We start from the raw sequence: 14,455 nt of genomic DNA, 5'->3' as shown, positions 1-14,455 counted from the left end.
ACGGCGGCGGTGGTCTTCTTGGCGGTTGTCGCCTTCTTCACAGTCGCGGCCTTCCTCGCGGTTGTGGCCTTCTTCGCCGTCGTGGTCTTCTTGGCGGCGGCGGCCTTCTTCACGGTCGCGGTCTTCTTCGCGGTGGCGGTGGTCTTCTTCGCCGCGGTCTTCTTCGGTGCGGCGGCTTTCTTCGCAGCTGGCTTCTTCGCGGTTGCGGTCTTCTTCGCCGTCGCTCTCACGGCGAGAGGTTTGGCGCGCTGGGTGTCTTGGTCTTCAGTGCTCACGAGAGGGGTGCTCCTAGGTTCAGGTTTGTAAAGATTCGGTCTGTTGCAGTCCGACACTCGATAATCTTCTGTCCGGAAAAATACCGTCCTTCTTATTCAGCGTGCGGACCACTTGACCGATCCCGAATATCACTCGGTTGCGGCGCGAATCGCGCATCGCACGCAAGAATCGCTATTCTGCTTCCCGATGTTGGCTGTCAACAAAAAGCGTCACTAAACGACGGTTATCACGCATTTTTTTTCGCGGCGTGATAAAATCGCGTCCCGTTGAGTTGCCGCGCACGCATGGCGGTGAATGCGCAACGAAAAACGCGCGCTTGTATTTGCCGCCGATGGCGTCACAATCGGCGCATGAGCGATCCTTCCGCATTACCGCCGCAGCACGAGGTTGAGCGTTGGCCGCCCGAGGCCGCGCGCGTGGCCGCGGAATGGGAAATGCCCGGCTGGGGCGAGACGATCTGGCGCGGCGTGCGTGGGCGCTGCCCGCATTGCGACGCGGCGCCGATCTTCGATGGCTACCTGAAAGTGCATCAGACCTGCGCGCATTGCGGCGCGCCGCTGGGCGACATGCCGGCCGACGACGCGCCCCCCTATATCGCCATGCTCGTGGTGCTGCATTTTGTGGCGATATTTGTCGTGCTTTTCTACAAAGGCTATTATCACCCGAGTATCGTCATGGCCGGGGTCCTGCTGGTCCTGCTGGCGCTGCTCTGCATGGCGGCTTTGCGCATGGCCAAGGGGGCGGTGATCGGCATTCTGCTGAAACTCGGCTTGAAACGCGAGAGGCTGTGATGGCGCAGGCACAAGGACGGCTGACGCGGATCGTGCTGGAGGGGGAGTCGCTGCACCGGCTCTCCGCCCTGCAGGAGGCTGATCGCGACCAGGCGGTGGCTGATCTGCGCGAGGAAAACTCCTTCTATCCCACCCCGCAGCCCGAGTTGCAAAGCATCCTGCATCTCTCCATCCAACAGGGGCGGCTGGTGTTCGACATCCGCGACGCCGAGGAGCAGCCCGTGCAGGCGGTGATGCTGGCGCTGGGTCCGTTCAAGATGCTGATCAAGGACTACCAGATGCTGCTCGACTCCTACGCCAGCGCCGTGGCGGAAGGGCGCGAGGCGCGCATCCAAGCCATCGACATGGGCCGGCGCGGCCTGCACAACGAGGGCGCCGAGCTGATGATTGAACGTCTCAAGGGCAAGGTGGAGATTGATTTTCCGACCGCCCGGCGGCTATTCACGCTCGTCTGCGCCCTGCACCAGAAACTTTAGGATTTCGGACTATGAAAATTGACGGCACGCCCTTCCGCTCGATCTGGGTGGATGACATGGACCGCTGGTCGGTGCGCATCATCGACCAGACGAAGCTGCCCTGGGCGGTGGATCTCGTGCGCCTCACCACCATGGAGGAAATGGCGCATGCGATCAAAGCCATGCTGGTGCGCGGCGCGCCGCTGATCGGCGCCTCCGCCGCCTATGGCGTGGCGCTGGCGATGCGTGCCGACGCCTCCGATGCCTCGCTCGCCAACGCGCTCGCCGTGCTCGGCGCGACCCGCCCGACCGCGATCAATCTGCGCTGGGCGCTGGCGCGGATGCACAAGCTGCTCGCCCCGCTCGCCCCCGCCGCCCGCGCCGCCGCGGCCTATGACGAAGCGGCGCAGATCTGCGACGAGGATGTGGCGGTGAACCGCGCCATTGGCGAGCACGGCCTGCCGCTCATCGCCCAGCGCGCCCATGGCGGCCGCCGTGTGAACGTGCTCACCCATTGCAACGCGGGCTGGATCGCCACCGTCGATTGGGGCACCGCCCTGGCGCCGATCTACATGGCGCATGACGCGGGCATTGATGTGCATGTCTGGGTCGAGGAAACCCGCCCGCGCAACCAGGGCGCCTCGCTCACCGCCTGGGAGCTGGGCAAGCATGGCGTGCCGCATACCGTGATCGCCGATAATGCCGGCGGCCATTACATGCAGCACGGCGAGGTCGATCTCGTCATCGTCGGCACCGACCGCGTGACCCGCGCCGGTGATGTCTGCAACAAGATTGGCACCTATCTAAAGGCACTCGCGGCGCGCGATAACGGCGTGCCGTTTTGGGTGGCGCTGCCGTCCTCGACCATCGATTGGACGATCCGCGACGGCCTCTCCGACATTCCCATCGAGGAACGCGCCGCCACAGAGGTGACGACCATGACCGGCCGCGCCATGGATGGCTCCATCGCCACCGTGCGCATCGTGCCCACTGCCAGCCCTGCCGCCAACCCGGCCTTCGACGTAACGCCCGCGCGGCTGGTGAGCGGGCTGATCACCGAGCGCGGCTTGTGCGACGCCAATGAGGCGGCGCTCGCCGCGATGTTTACGGACCTTGCGTAGGCTTGCCCTTCTGCTGTTGTTGAGTGGCTGCGCCGTGGGAAACCACGCACCGCCCTTCGCCAACGTGCCCTACGCGCCGTTTTCGCGCAGCGCGGCGGTGGCGGTGGCGATGGATGAGTGGCGGCTCTGGGGCAGCCGCGTGGATGACAATGGCGGCCCCGGCTATGTGCAGACCGGCGCCACCATGGCCGAGCGCCAGCAAGGGCTGTGGCAGCGTGTCGGCGAATATTGGTGGGAGGGTATGAATGCGAGCGTGCCCGCCTCACGTTGGACCGGCAAGCATGACGCCGAGGGGCGTGTCTTCTCCGTGCCCGCCAATGGCGATTACGCCTGGTCGGCGGCGTTCATCTCTTATGTCATGCGCATCGCGGGGGCGGGGCGGGATTTCCCCTACGCGCCCGATCACGCCACCTATATCAATTACGCCGCCCGCGCCGCCCGGGGTGAGGTGCGCCATCCGCTGCTGGTGGCCGAGGACCCGCAAAGCTACGCCCCGCAGCTCGGCGATCTCGCCTGTTTCCCGCGCGACTGGGCAGGCGGCCTTAGCTTCGCCGCTCTGCCGACGAATTATAATTTTCCCGCCCATTGCGGCATCGTGGTCGATACCGCGCCGGAGAGCATCAGCATCGTCGGCGGCAATGTCGACGACGCGGTGGTGATGGAGCATCTGCACACCGACGCCGCCGGGCTGCTGCAGGGCAACCGCGAGAACTGGTTCGTGATTCTGCGCGTGAATTACGCCAGCCCGTAAGTCTCCAGCACCGCGCCCATCCAGCGCTCTAGCACGCCGCCCGGCTCCAGCAGCGGAGTGGATGAGGTGGTTATCGCCCATTTCAGCGCGCCGAACGCGATGTGATCGGCGTAATTCGGGGCCAACCCGGCCAGGAAGGGCTGCTTCTCCAGCGTCGCCTTCAGAGGCTTCAGCGTGGTGTGCAGCGCCGCCACCGCGTCCTCCCGCCGCGCCGCGAAATCCTCCAGGCTGCGCTTATAATACCCCTCGCGCGTCTGGCGGAAATAAGCCTGATCCGCAGGCGTGAGCAGGGTGTGGATGTCAGGCAGCAGCACCTGCACCAGCGCCGGGTGCAGCGCCGTCTCGGTCCACGCTTTGACGAAGCTGATGAGCTGGCGTGCCGGCGGCTCGCCGAACAGCGAGGCCTCGTTGGGGTAGGTGGTCTCCAGATATTCCGCGATGACCTGGCTGTCGCACACGACCTTCTCGCCGTCCACCAGCACCGGCACCTTGCCCTGGCCCGAGAAGGCGATTTTGTCCTTCTCCGTGAAGCGCCAGGGCACGGTTTCGAAGGCGAGATCCTTATGCGCCAACGCCAGTTTTGTACGCCAGCAAAATGGGCTGAAGCGGATGTTTTCATCCGCGCCAGCCAGATCATAAAGCAGGCGGCTCATCGCGCCGTTTGTCCGAACAGGATGGCGCGCGCCTCGTCTGTTTGGATGGTCGGGGTGGTGTTCACTTCCTGCGCCTTGGCATAGGCGCGTTGCACGGCCGGGCGCGCCGCCATGCGCTCAAACCACGCCTTCAGATGCGGGAAATCCTCCAGCTTCTGGCCCTGGCGCTCATACGGCACGATCCAGGGGTAGCAGGCCATGTCAGCGATTGAATAGGCCCCGGCGATATACTCCCGCCCCTCCAGCCGCTTGTTCAGCACGCCGTAGAGCCGGTTGGTCTCCTTCACATAGCGGTCGATCGCGTAGGGGATCTTCTCGGGCGCGTAGATGTTGAAGTGATGGTTCTGCCCGGCCATCGGCCCCAGCCCGCCCATCTGCCAGAATAGCCATTGCAGCGCCTCGTAGCGCGGGCGCGGTTCGCGCGGCAGGAACTGCCCGGTCTTATCGGCAAGATATTCCAATATGGCGCCGGACTCGAACACGCCCAGTGGCCCGCCGCCATCGGCGGGGGCGAGATCGCGGATCGCCGGGATGCGGTTATTAGGCGAGAAGCTAAGGAAGAACGGATCGAACTGCTCACCCTTGCTGATATTGATGGGGATGATCTTGTAGGGCAGCCCCGTCTCTTCGAGAAAAATCGTGACCTTATGCCCGTTCGGCGTGGTCCAATAATAAAGCTCGATCATGCATCCCTCGATTTGTGGTTCAGGCTAGTGCTTTCGACGCCATCTCATAAGTATTGGGGCTGAGTTTCCCGCGCGCAAGGATACGCTCCAGCTCGGTGCGCATCAGCGCCTGGCGTGCCGGGGCGAAGCGCCGCCAAGGCCCCAGGGCCGCTATCAGGCGCGCCGCCACTTGCGGGTTGGTCTCGTCGAGGCGCAGCACCATGTCGGCCAGCAGCCGGTAGCCGTCGCCCGAGGCGTCGTGGAATTTCGCCTGGTTGGTGGAGAACGCGCCGATCAGCGCGCGCACGCGGTTGGGGTTGCGCAGGTCGAACGCCTCGTGTTGCGTGAGCGCCCGCACCCGCGCCAGCGTGTCGGGGGCGTTCGCGCGCGCTTGCACCGAGAACCATTTGTCGAGCACCAGCGGCGTGTCCTTCCATTCATCATAGAAGGCCGCCAGCGCCGCCTCACGTTTTTCGCCCGGCTTGTCGGCCAGCTGCGTCAGCGCCGCCAGCGTGTCAGTCATATTGGCGCCCTGGTTAAACTGCTCCCAGGCGCGCGGGACATCACCCGCGGCGCAGAGATAAGCCAGCGCCGCGTTTTTCAGCGCCCGCGCCGCCATCGCCGGGCCGGAATGGTCGGCCGGGTTCACCTTGGCGCATTCCCAATACATGCTGTTGAAGCGGTCGCGCAGCGCCGCCCCCAGCGTCGCCCGCGCCGCCTCGCGCACGGCGTGGATCGCATCGGGGTCCACCACAGCCATATCGTCAGCGAGCAGGCTCTCGCTTGGCAGGATCAGCGCCTCGGCGGTGAAGGCCTGATCGCGCGGGGCTTGGCGCAGCGTGGCGGCGATCGCGTCCTGCAGCCCGGCATCGAGCTGAAAAATCCGTCCGGCCTGGTGCGCGGCCACCGCCTCCAGCAGCGCGGCGCTGGCATATTGCTGCAGCGCATCCCAGCGGTTGAAGAGATCCGTGTCCTTGGCCGCGAGAAAGGCGAGGCGCTCGCGGCTCTGGCCCTTGAGCTTCACCGGCGCCGAGAAATTGCGGAACAGCGACGCCACGGGCGGCTTGTCGATATGCGAGAACACGAAATTCTGCTCCGCCTGGTGGAATACCAAGGTCTCCTCCAGCATCTCGTTGCCGTTCTCATCCAACAGCCCCACCGTCACCGGCATCAGGAAGGGCAGCTTGCTCTCCTGCCCCGGCGTGGGGTTGGTGTGCTGGCGCAGCGTGAGCATGAAGCTGCGGTTGGTGGGGTTATAGGTTTCCTCGAACGTGATTTCCGGCGTGCCGGCCTGGTCGTACCAGCGCAGGATCTGCCAGATATTATGTTCCGGCACAGCGGCCTGCATGGCGGCGAAGAAATCCTCCACCGTGGCGGCGGAATTGTCGTTATCGCGGATGTAATTGTCCATCCCGCGGCGGAATGCCTCGCGACCCATCAGCGTGCGATACATCCGCACCACCTCGGCGCCTTTTTCATAAATGGTGGTGGTGTAGAAATTATTGATCTCCAGATAGCTCGCCGGGCGCACCGGATGCGCGAGCGGCCCGGCATCGTCGCGGAACTGTGTGGCGCGCAGCAGCCGCACATCCGCGATGCGCTTGACCGCGGCGGAGAACTGGTCGGCCATGAATTCCTGGTCGCGGAACACGGTCAGCCCTTCCTTCAGCGAGAGCTGAAACCAGTCGCGGCAGGTCACGCGGTCGCCCGTCCAGTTGTGGAAATATTCATGCGCGATCACGCGCTCCACGTTCTGGAAATCGGTGTCCGTCGCGGTCTCGGGGCTGGCCAGCACATAGGCGGTGTTGAAGATGTTGAGGCCCTTATTCTCCATCGCCCCGGCATTGAAATCGGCCACCGCGGCGATGTTGAACACGTCGAGGTCATATTCCAGGCCAAACGTGTCCTCATCCCAGCGCATCGCCGTCTTCAGCGATTCCATGGCGTGGCCGCAGCGGGTTTCATCGCCGCGCTCCACCCAGATGCCCAGTTCCACCCGCCGGCCGGACATGGTGACGAACTCATCCCTCACCGCCACCAGATCGGCCGCCACCAGCGCGAATAGATAAGAGGGTTTGGGGTGCGGGTCCTCCCACTCGGCCCAGTTTCTGGCGTTCTCCGTGCCTTCTGCCAGCTTGTTGCCATTGCTCAGCAGCACCGGATATTTTTGCGCATCCGCCGTCATGCGCACGCGGTAGCGCGCCATCACATCCGGCCGGTCGGGGAAGAAGGTGATCTTGCGGAACCCCTCCGGCTCGCATTGCGTGAAGAAGCCCGAGCCGGACATATACAGCCCCGAGAGTTCGGTGTTCTCCGCCGGGCAGATCTCCACCAGCGTCTCCAGGGTGAAGCGGTCCGGCACCTCATAGATGGTCAGCCCGGCCTCATCGACGTGGTAGCTGTTATCGCCCAGCTCCTCGCCGTCGAGCCTGATCTCCAGCAGCTTCAGCTTGCGTCCGTCGAGGTGCAACTGCCCCGCGCTGCGCCGGTGCATGTGCAGCCGGGCGCGCACCTGTGTCGCCTGCGGGTGCAGGTCGAACTCCAGCTCCACCTGGTCCACCGCGAAGGCGGGGGCGCGGTAATCGGCCAGATGGACCGGTTGGCGGGGGGCGGTGACGGCGTCGGCCATGAAAAAATTCTCCCGATACTGGCGAAACGCCCTCCGAGACGCATATTGGGCGTGTGGCGGACGAAACTCCTCTTACCCTGCAAGTTTATTCCCGGATTGCCGAGATCGGGCAAGCGGAATGGGATAGCTGCGCTGGATCGGGCAACCCCTTTGTCTCCTATGCCTTCCTCTCGGCGCTGGAGGATAGCGGCTCGGTGGGCCGGCGCACCGGCTGGTTCGCCCGCCACGCGGTGCTGCGCGACGCCGCGGGCGAGGCGGTGGCGGTGGCGCCCTGCTACGCCAAGACCAATTCCTATGGCGAATATGTGTTCGACCACGCCTGGGCCAACGCGCTGGAGCGGGCCGGGGGCAGCTATTACCCCAAGCTGCAAGTGGCGGTGCCGTTTTCGCCGGTGCCGGGGCCGCGCATCCTGGCGCGCCACCCGCGCGCGCTGGCCGCCATGGCGCAGGCCCTGCAAGGGCTGGCGGCGGAGCTGGACTGCTCCTCCGTCCACATCACCTTCTGCACCCGCGCCGAGTGGGAGGCGCTGGGCGCGCAGGGTTGGCTGCAACGCCTGGGCACGCAATTCCATTGGGACAATCAGGGCTATGCCAGCTTCGAGGATTTTCTCGCCGCGCTCTCCTCGCGCAAGCGCAAGGCCATCAAGCGCGAGCGGCGCGACGCGCAGGCGGGCCTCACCTTCAAGGCCCTGAGCGGCGCGGCGCTGACGCCGGAAATCTGGCGTATCTTCTACCGCTTCTACACCTCCACGGTGGACCGCAAATGGGGCGGCGCCTATCTCACGCCCGAGTTCTTCCCGCTGCTGGGCGAGCGCCTGGGCGAGCGCGTGGTGCTGATGTTCGCCGAGCGCGACGGCCGCCCGATCGCGGGCGCGCTCAACCTGCTGGGCGATGGCGTGCTCTATGGCCGCAACTGGGGCTGCGTTGAAGACGTGCCCTTCCTGCATTTCGAACTTTGCTATTATCAGGCCATCGACTACGCCATCGCCCACGGCCTCATGCGGGTCGAGGCCGGCGCGCAGGGCGAGCACAAAATCCAGCGCGGCTACCTGCCGCAGCCCACTTATTCCGCCCACTACATCCACCACCCCGGCCTGCGTCACGCCGTGGCCGATTTCCTCGCCGAGGAACGCCCGCACATGGAGCAAGCCATGGCCGCAATGGCGGACGAGGGGCCGTATCGGAAGAGTTCAGAATAGGCCAGAAAACATTGTGATTGTAGCGGACATGCCGGGTATGGCATTTATCCGGTTATGAATCGGTCAATAACGCCAAAGTTCGTTTTGTGTCAGGAATGTACACTTTGTACAAGACGACGACAAAACCCACTCCCAATCGAGATGGGCGTGAAACCGAACATTTAAGCTCTCCGAATAAATCTGTTGAGGATCGGTATAGGGGTCTTATTGCACTCTTCCTGCTGATTGCAGTTGCAACCTTTTTGGCTGCATGCGGCGCTTACGGTCTTTTCACGGGTGACTTCGCGTCCGTCAGAAATACATGGATGATCGCCGGTCCGTTTGTCGGGATGATTTCGACCCATTATTTCTCGGCGAAGCAGGTAAACGCCTGATCACGCCTGTTCCGAATTTTTCTGGAGCACGGCCAGGGGAAGGCTTACAGACTTGGCGAGGCGGAACTCATCCCACTCTTGCCGCCCCGTTTTTGCCAGACGCTCTATGCAATGAAGGAATATGACCATTGCGTTAAATTCATTTTATGGATCAAGGCCGGTTTCGCCGTGTTTTTTCTTCCCGGCCGGGCTTTTCAAGCCCGCCTCGGCCCGCTATACGCTGCCCCACCGCAGCGGCGCACGCCGCCCCGGCTTGATGGGTGCATAGCTCAGTTGGTAGAGCAGCTGACTCTTAATCAGTAGGTCCAAGGTTCGAATCCTTGTGCACCCACCATCAAACTTTCCAAATCAGACATACGCCAAAACGCGCTGGGGCTTCACTGGGGCTTCAAGCCCTGCCCGATAGCGTGGAACAAGACGGGACGCTCGTGCCCCTGATTTAGTCGCCGCGCGCATTTTCCTCTTTATCGTGATTCTTGTCTTGTTCTAGCTTCCTGGCGCCGATGCCTTGGGCGGCTTGGCGCTGCCCGTGGCGTGGCATGGTTCATGCCGTGGAGTTACGCCTTGAATATGCCCAAAGCTGGCCGCCCCTCGAAATACACGCCCGAGATTGCCGCCCTCATCTGCGCGCGGCTGGCCGAAGGGGAAAGCCTGCGGTCGATCTGCGGTGGCTTAAATCTGGCATGTGGCACGGTGTTGGGTTGGGCGCTCGATGATGTGAATGGGTTTCAGGCACAATATATGCGGGCTCGGGAACTCCAAGCTGATTTTCATGGTGACAAGGTTCTGGCCGTCCTCGAAACTGAACCCGACCAGATCGTGACCACGCGCCCAGACGGCACGACCGAGACCAAACGCGACCCGGCTCACGTGGCGTGGCTCAAGAACCAAGCCGACGGGTTGAAATGGCACGCGGGTCAGATGCGGCCCAAGGTCTGGGGCAACAAGGTGCAAGTCGATGCGGAAATGAAGGTCGATGTCGGCTCTGCGCTCGATGCCGCCCGCAAGCGAGCGCGTGGGGCACAGGATGCCTGACGGCATGGCCTCGCTCTCAAAGGGCGCGTTGAAGCTGCTCCGGCGCGAGGCCACGCTGCGCGAGTGGGTCGAGGATGGGCGCGACAATTACGAACTGGCCCGCGCCTTTCATGTGCCGATTGGCGATGTCCGCACGGTCATAGCCATGCTGGGCCTCACGCGGCCAGAGCAATATCAGGCACCAGCCGAAGCCCCCCGCCGCGCGCGGCGGTGCTGTGCATGTGGCCAGACATTCCAGGCCACGCGCTATCGGTTCCGGTGCGATGAATGCCTTGCGGCTCATGCGGCGCTGCCAGAGGGTGGCGCGTTGTCTGGGTGGGTGTGCAGGGCATTGTAGCTGGTGGGGCGGTCGAGCCGCTCAATTTGTTGAGGCCAATGCGCTGTGCGATGAATGCTGGGTCTATTTGAGGCCGGGCGTTTCGGTTGCCACATGGTTCAGCGGTAGGGCTGGTCACTGACTGTCATATTGCGCCTCTTGCGCCCCCTCGGTTTGCAGTCTGGCGTAACCTATCATGCCAACGGTAAAGCCCGCTGCGGCACCGCCAACGGCACCAGGGATAGCCCCGATACCACTCATAGGAACGCCAGCCACGGCGCCTACCACCGCGCCGGTTGCGGCCTCGGGGAGCGAACTGACGACCAACTGAGCAATACGACCAACTTGCCAGGCGGCCCGATATAGGGCGCCTTCTGGTGAGTTTGTCGCTTTACCGTAGCTCGACGCCCTGGCTTTACCAGGGTTTTGAGCTATGTAGTTAGAAACCACTATGTTCCAATTGGTGTCATCCGTTGCAATTTCGGAGGATAAAGTTGGCGGAAAAAAAAGATTTTCTATCCCAGAAATTGTAAAAGTACTTACAGCCAAAGCAATACATGGCGAACCAAAAACGGCCACAATATAGGCTACAACAAGCCCAATCAGTGGCTTCTTTCTGGGCTCTTCGTTTCCCCAAAGTATCCTACTTCTTGTTTTGTTGTCGTTTAGTTTCTGTGCGCATTCTTGAGGAATCTTAAAAGATAAAAATAAAATTATCAGTATGGCGACGATCTGTAAAAAATCTTCTTCAAAATCCATGAGAATAGATTGCGACGCAGCGGATATAAGCAATGAAAACCCAAACCCGACGATGAGCGCGGCGGGCAAGCCGCACACCACGCAGCAGAAAAATACCGGGCGGCTTTTGGCGCCGGAAAACAGACTGAACACGATGGGCATTCCAACAGCAAGCTGGAACGTAAACCTCACCCATGGGTCAAAATCGTCACCTCCTTGATACGGAAAGACTATGGCGCCGAGGAAAATCGAGGCAACCAAAATGGCCATGGCGGCACAGATTTTCTTGGTGGGAAAATTCATAATTTTCTCCTGGAAAGAACAGCGTGAACGAAACAATAGTGCATCAACGGGTGGTTGTGAATGCGCGTGCTGTGCACTGCTACCCTTAAGCCTCTCCTCCCGGTTGCTCCGGTAGAGGCTGTTCATCTCTTCATCCTAAATCCTCCAAGATTGCCTCGGCCATGGCCAACGCATGGCGCGCGGCGGCTTCGTCCTTGGCCAAGGTCAGGCTGGCGGAAAGCTCGGCCAGCGCCGTGTCTATGGTGCGCGTGGTGGCAAAGGCATTGCGCCGGGCGGTAATCAGGCCATCGCGGATGGCGCGTGTGCGCTGTTTGATGTCGGGGTTTGTCGAGGTTGCCAAGGTGGGGGGGCTTTCAGTTGGAGGTTTTCGAACAGTCCGCGCGGTGTGTGCGCGCTGGTTCGCGTGCGCGGGGCGTGGTGATGTTTGGCAGGTGGTCGAGTGCGTAGAGCATGATGGCGAGGGCATCGGCCTCGTTATCATCGGCTGGCGTGAAGCCTTTGGCACGCATGGCGGCTATCACGGCCTCCTTCCCCGCATTGCCTTTGCCGGTTGCGTGGGCCTTGATCGTGCCCACCGGCACGCCGCTGTAGGGAATGGCGCGGCCTTCGCACCAGGCGGTGAGGGTGGCCAACAAGCCGCCATAGCAGTGCGCGGCATCAACGCCGCGATGGCGCCGCACTTCCTCGAAATAGACGGCGCTGGGCGGGTCGAGGCTGTCGAGCCATTGAGCAAAGCGCAAGAAGCGCATCCCCGCGCCCTCATAGCGCCCCGGCTTAAAACTGGCGGTGCCTGAGAGCGTCATGCCATCAGCCCGGCGCATGGCCCAGCCGATGGCGGTGCCCAGGTCGAGGGCGAGAATAACGCCGGTATGTTGCCCCTGATTTTCTTCTTCGAGGCATGACACCGCCCGGACATCCCCACCCCCGGACAACCCAGACATCCCTAAAGGGATATGTCTGGTTTGTCTGGGTAGGGAGAGGGGATGCAATGTCTGGATTGTCTTGGTTGTCTGGGTCATGTCTGGCTGTCCTGTCCGGGGTGATCTTGAAGAACGATCCACACGCGCCCGGCATTCATGGCGATGATCCGGCGCTCTTGGAGCATGGCCGCCGCGCGCAAGAAGGCGCGCTGTTTCGCGCCCTGTTCCGCTCCTGGCATGGCGCAGGCGTAAAACTGCTCGCGCCATCTGGTATCGGTCACAGAGAGAAGGCGCGCAGGCACGCCGCTGAATCCGCCCTGGCCTTCTCCGGCCACGGTATCGAGCAAAACCTCGTAAGCCCGTCTGGCGTGTCCGGTGAGGCTGCGCACCGGGTCTTTGTGTGTGGCGTTCGGGTCGGCTGGGCGCACCACGCATGAGGTCACGGGTTTGCCACGCGAATTGGTGCCCAGCTCGACGCTCTGCAACTCGTAGCAGATCACGTCCCCGCCATCGAGATCACGCTGCTTGCGCACCTCCGCGCGGCGGCCCTTGTCGTCGGCAATGATCTCAATCTCGGTGTCCGTGGCGGCGCGCAGGCTTGAATGGCCACGCGCGCCGCGCGTCTCATCCTTGCCGGAATGGTGAACCCACATCACATGCGCGCCCGTCTCCTTGCGGATACGGTCGCCAGCCGCCACCAGGGCTGTCATGTCCTCTGGCGCGTTCTCATTGCCGCCAGCCATGGCGCGGCTGAGCGTGTCGATGACAATCAGCGCCACGGGGGCTTCGGCTTCGCTGGCCACCCGCGCGGTTGTGTTGATGATCGCGGCCACGTCCCCAGCCGGATCAAGCAGGTTGAGCGGTTGGGGCACGACAAAGAACGGCAGCCGCACGTCATCAAGGCCATGCTCGGCCCGATAGGCGACAATGCGGTTCTTAATGCCGCTGCCGCCTTCAAGCGCCAGATACAGCACAGGGCCTTGGGTAATTTCCCGGCCAAACCACGGCGCCCCCTGGGCGATGTGCAAGGCCAGATCGAGGGCCAGGAAGGTTTTGCCGCTGTTGCTCTGGCCGTACAGCACGCTCATGGCACCCGCCACAAGCAGGCGCTCCACAAAGTCATTGGTGGCCAATGCGGGCTCGACATCTTCAAACCGGATAAACGCCAGCGGCTCGGCGGTTTCGGGCGTGCTGAGTGCGGGCGCCACTTCATTGCCAACAGGGAATTGCCATGTGGGGTCTTGATCCATCATGCGGCCCTCCGTGGTTTGGCTGGCGCCCGGAAGCCCGCTGCAAGCGCCGTGAGGTCGGTATCGGTCAGATAAGGCCAATGGTCGGGAAACCCGGCGCGCGCGGCTTGCAGTGCCGCTATAAGGCGCTCGGTGCTGCCCGTGGCTTTGATGTGGCTGAGGGCAGAGATACGAATCTTTTCCCCCGCCGCCTTGGCCATATCCATGCCGATGCGCCACTCGGCTTCAAAGGCAATCCGGCACTCATCGGCGTTCAGGTCGTGAGCGAGTACGAGATTGATGCAGGCTGTAAGCGCCTCGTCCTTTGGGTCTGGTATCTCATACCCCGCGCACTCGGTTGGCAGGCGGAAGAACGTGCGGGCGGCAAGATTTTTGATGTAGCCTGACACTTTCTCGCGCAGCCACTTGATACGCGCTGGGCTATCCAAGCGCGCCAGGCGTTTCCGCTCTACGTCAACGGGATCAATTCTCACGCGCCGCCCCCTTGCGGCCCGTAACCGGCCATAGTCGCCATAAGCCGCAGCGTGGCGATGGTGCCGTCAATTTCAAGCACGACATCCTCGGCGGCGGGGACGGTGGCCAGCCACGCCAAAAGCGCACCGTTCATTGTGTGCCTGGTTGTATGAAACAGGCGGGCGCAAGGCGCAGTTTCCCGGCCCGCGCGCGGCGGGTTAAAATCGGTGGTCATGATGGGATTGCCTTTCGGCTAGGGCGCGCTACTGGCGCCGCGCATGAAGATCAGGCGGCGTCGGGGGCGCGGAAGGTCGCGGCTGGCAGGCTGTCGAGATAGGCACGCAAGCTGTCCATGCGGATTAAAGTACGTTTGTTCGATTTTACGGCACGCAGCTTGCCAGCGGCCAGCAGGCGGTAAACCTCACTGCGGGAGAGGCCAGAGAATGCAACGGCGTTTGGGATTGTCGCGGTGTGGGCGGTTTCACTCGTCATCGGCGGTCCTTTCGTTTCCAGGGGTGACTGGAAA

General features: G+C 62.7%; 19 protein-coding genes and 1 tRNA gene. 9 read left to right on the top strand and 11 right to left on the bottom strand.

From position 1 onward, the window contains the following. Positions 1-275: hypothetical protein (locus LI953_RS14410; RefSeq protein ID WP_227076793.1), on the bottom strand; the 275-nt coding region annotated here is incomplete at its 3' end. 351 nt (positions 276-626) lie between these two features. Between LI953_RS14410 and LI953_RS14405 the strand changes: the two genes are divergently transcribed. The 4 genes from LI953_RS14405 to LI953_RS14390 are packed head-to-tail and all read left to right on the top strand — an operon-like array spanning position 627 to position 3,394. Continuing rightward, positions 627-1,067: a DUF983 domain-containing protein gene (locus tag LI953_RS14405; RefSeq protein ID WP_227076792.1), complete on the top strand. Its 441-nt coding sequence runs from the start codon at positions 627-629 to the stop codon at positions 1,065-1,067. Then, positions 1,067-1,543, top strand: a complete 477-nt coding sequence (locus LI953_RS14400) for a UPF0262 family protein (RefSeq protein WP_227076791.1) — start codon at positions 1,067-1,069, stop codon at positions 1,541-1,543. Before LI953_RS14405 ends, LI953_RS14400 begins: the two co-directional genes overlap by 1 nt. A gap of 11 nt (positions 1,544-1,554) precedes the next feature. Next, on the top strand, positions 1,555-2,643 hold the full coding sequence (gene mtnA, locus LI953_RS14395) for an S-methyl-5-thioribose-1-phosphate isomerase (protein ID WP_227076790.1): 1,089 nt from the start codon (positions 1,555-1,557) through the stop codon (positions 2,641-2,643). A gap of 34 nt (positions 2,644-2,677) precedes the next feature. After that, positions 2,678-3,394: a DUF2272 domain-containing protein gene (locus tag LI953_RS14390; protein WP_227076789.1), complete on the top strand. Its 717-nt coding sequence runs from the start codon at positions 2,678-2,680 to the stop codon at positions 3,392-3,394. Here LI953_RS14390 and LI953_RS14385 read toward each other — a convergent pair. Genes LI953_RS14385 through pepN form a run of 3 tightly spaced genes read right to left on the bottom strand, consistent with a single transcriptional unit; the run spans position 3,379 to position 7,341 of the window. Further along, entirely contained in the window at positions 3,379-4,047 is a 669-nt protein-coding gene (locus LI953_RS14385; RefSeq protein WP_227076788.1) for a glutathione S-transferase N-terminal domain-containing protein, read from the bottom strand. The genes LI953_RS14390 and LI953_RS14385 overlap by 16 nt on opposite strands. Beyond that, entirely contained in the window at positions 4,044-4,733 is a 690-nt protein-coding gene (locus LI953_RS14380; RefSeq protein WP_227076787.1) for a glutathione binding-like protein, read from the bottom strand. The genes LI953_RS14385 and LI953_RS14380 overlap by 4 nt, the downstream gene beginning before the upstream one ends. Before the next feature lie 19 nt (positions 4,734-4,752). Then, positions 4,753-7,341, bottom strand: a complete 2,589-nt coding sequence (pepN, locus tag LI953_RS14375) for an aminopeptidase N (protein WP_227076786.1) — start codon at positions 7,339-7,341, stop codon at positions 4,753-4,755. A gap of 53 nt (positions 7,342-7,394) precedes the next feature. Between pepN and LI953_RS14370 the strand changes: the two genes are divergently transcribed. From LI953_RS14370 to LI953_RS14350, 5 genes are all read left to right on the top strand, one after another. Next, entirely contained in the window at positions 7,395-8,540 is a 1,146-nt protein-coding gene (locus tag LI953_RS14370) for a GNAT family N-acetyltransferase (protein WP_227076785.1), read from the top strand. A gap of 104 nt (positions 8,541-8,644) precedes the next feature. Beyond that, complete coding sequence (locus tag LI953_RS14365; protein WP_227076784.1) at positions 8,645-8,914, top strand: hypothetical protein; 270 nt, start codon at positions 8,645-8,647, stop codon at positions 8,912-8,914. 258 nt (positions 8,915-9,172) lie between these two features. Further along, positions 9,173-9,248: transfer RNA gene (locus LI953_RS14360), tRNA-Lys, on the top strand. 236 nt (positions 9,249-9,484) lie between these two features. Continuing rightward, positions 9,485-9,949 carry a hypothetical protein gene (locus LI953_RS14355; RefSeq protein WP_370635812.1) on the top strand — a complete coding sequence of 155 codons (465 nt, stop codon included), beginning with the start codon at positions 9,485-9,487 and terminating at the stop codon, positions 9,947-9,949. A gap of 4 nt (positions 9,950-9,953) precedes the next feature. Continuing rightward, complete coding sequence (locus tag LI953_RS14350; RefSeq protein WP_227076782.1) at positions 9,954-10,286, top strand: hypothetical protein; 333 nt, start codon at positions 9,954-9,956, stop codon at positions 10,284-10,286. Positions 10,287-10,400: 114 nt separating this feature from the next. Here LI953_RS14350 and LI953_RS14345 read toward each other — a convergent pair whose 3' ends face one another. The 7 genes from LI953_RS14345 to LI953_RS14315 form a co-directional block, all read right to left on the bottom strand. Then, complete coding sequence (locus LI953_RS14345) at positions 10,401-11,306, bottom strand: hypothetical protein (protein WP_227076781.1); 906 nt, start codon at positions 11,304-11,306, stop codon at positions 10,401-10,403. A gap of 130 nt (positions 11,307-11,436) precedes the next feature. Further along, positions 11,437-11,646 carry a hypothetical protein gene (locus LI953_RS14340; RefSeq protein WP_227076780.1) on the bottom strand — a complete coding sequence of 70 codons (210 nt, stop codon included), beginning with the start codon at positions 11,644-11,646 and terminating at the stop codon, positions 11,437-11,439. Between the two features lie 13 nt (positions 11,647-11,659). Beyond that, complete coding sequence (locus LI953_RS14335; RefSeq protein ID WP_227076794.1) at positions 11,660-12,127, bottom strand: crossover junction endodeoxyribonuclease RuvC; 468 nt, start codon at positions 12,125-12,127, stop codon at positions 11,660-11,662. A 194-nt stretch (positions 12,128-12,321) separates the two neighbouring features. Further along, positions 12,322-13,479, bottom strand: a complete 1,158-nt coding sequence (locus tag LI953_RS14330; protein WP_227076779.1) for a helicase RepA family protein — start codon at positions 13,477-13,479, stop codon at positions 12,322-12,324. Next, positions 13,476-13,949, bottom strand: coding sequence for a hypothetical protein (locus tag LI953_RS14325; RefSeq protein ID WP_227076778.1), 474 nt, complete (start codon positions 13,947-13,949; stop codon positions 13,476-13,478). Before LI953_RS14325 ends, LI953_RS14330 begins: the two co-directional genes overlap by 4 nt. Continuing rightward, positions 13,946-14,083, bottom strand: coding sequence for a hypothetical protein (locus LI953_RS14320; RefSeq protein ID WP_227076777.1), 138 nt, complete (start codon positions 14,081-14,083; stop codon positions 13,946-13,948). Before LI953_RS14320 ends, LI953_RS14325 begins: the two co-directional genes overlap by 4 nt. A 131-nt stretch (positions 14,084-14,214) precedes the next feature. Beyond that, positions 14,215-14,455, bottom strand: a 241-nt coding sequence (locus LI953_RS14315) for a helix-turn-helix domain-containing protein (protein ID WP_227076776.1), incomplete at its 5' end; no start/stop codon positions are given.

This window comes from Acidocella sp. KAb 2-4, assembly GCF_020567705.1.
GTDB lineage: Bacteria > Pseudomonadota > Alphaproteobacteria > Acetobacterales > Acetobacteraceae > Acidocella.
Note: the sequence above shows the minus strand (reverse complement) of the source record. Positions and strands in the feature narration are given on the sequence as shown.

Excerpts from the sequence above, each read along its gene's own strand:
- LI953_RS14335 (WP_227076794.1), bottom strand. The coding sequence starts at position 12,127 with ATGCGCCGGGCTGATGGCATGACGCTCTCAGGCACCGCCAGTTTTAAG.
- LI953_RS14330 (WP_227076779.1), bottom strand. The coding sequence starts at position 13,479 with ATGATGGATCAAGACCCCACATGGCAATTCCCTGTTGGCAATGAAGTG.
- LI953_RS14385 (WP_227076788.1), bottom strand. The coding sequence starts at position 4,047 with ATGAGCCGCCTGCTTTATGATCTGGCTGGCGCGGATGAAAACATCCGC.
- LI953_RS14345 (WP_227076781.1), bottom strand. The coding sequence starts at position 11,306 with ATGAATTTTCCCACCAAGAAAATCTGTGCCGCCATGGCCATTTTGGTT.
- mtnA (WP_227076790.1), top strand. The coding sequence starts at position 1,555 with ATGAAAATTGACGGCACGCCCTTCCGCTCGATCTGGGTGGATGACATG.
- LI953_RS14355 (WP_370635812.1), top strand. The coding sequence starts at position 9,485 with ATGCCCAAAGCTGGCCGCCCCTCGAAATACACGCCCGAGATTGCCGCC.
- LI953_RS14380 (WP_227076787.1), bottom strand. The coding sequence starts at position 4,733 with ATGATCGAGCTTTATTATTGGACCACGCCGAACGGGCATAAGGTCACG.
- LI953_RS14400 (WP_227076791.1), top strand. The coding sequence starts at position 1,067 with ATGGCGCAGGCACAAGGACGGCTGACGCGGATCGTGCTGGAGGGGGAG.
- LI953_RS14405 (WP_227076792.1), top strand. The coding sequence starts at position 627 with ATGAGCGATCCTTCCGCATTACCGCCGCAGCACGAGGTTGAGCGTTGG.
- LI953_RS14320 (WP_227076777.1), bottom strand. The coding sequence starts at position 14,083 with ATGAACGGTGCGCTTTTGGCGTGGCTGGCCACCGTCCCCGCCGCCGAG.
- LI953_RS14350 (WP_227076782.1), top strand. The coding sequence starts at position 9,954 with ATGGCCTCGCTCTCAAAGGGCGCGTTGAAGCTGCTCCGGCGCGAGGCC.
- pepN (WP_227076786.1), bottom strand. The coding sequence starts at position 7,341 with ATGGCCGACGCCGTCACCGCCCCCCGCCAACCGGTCCATCTGGCCGAT.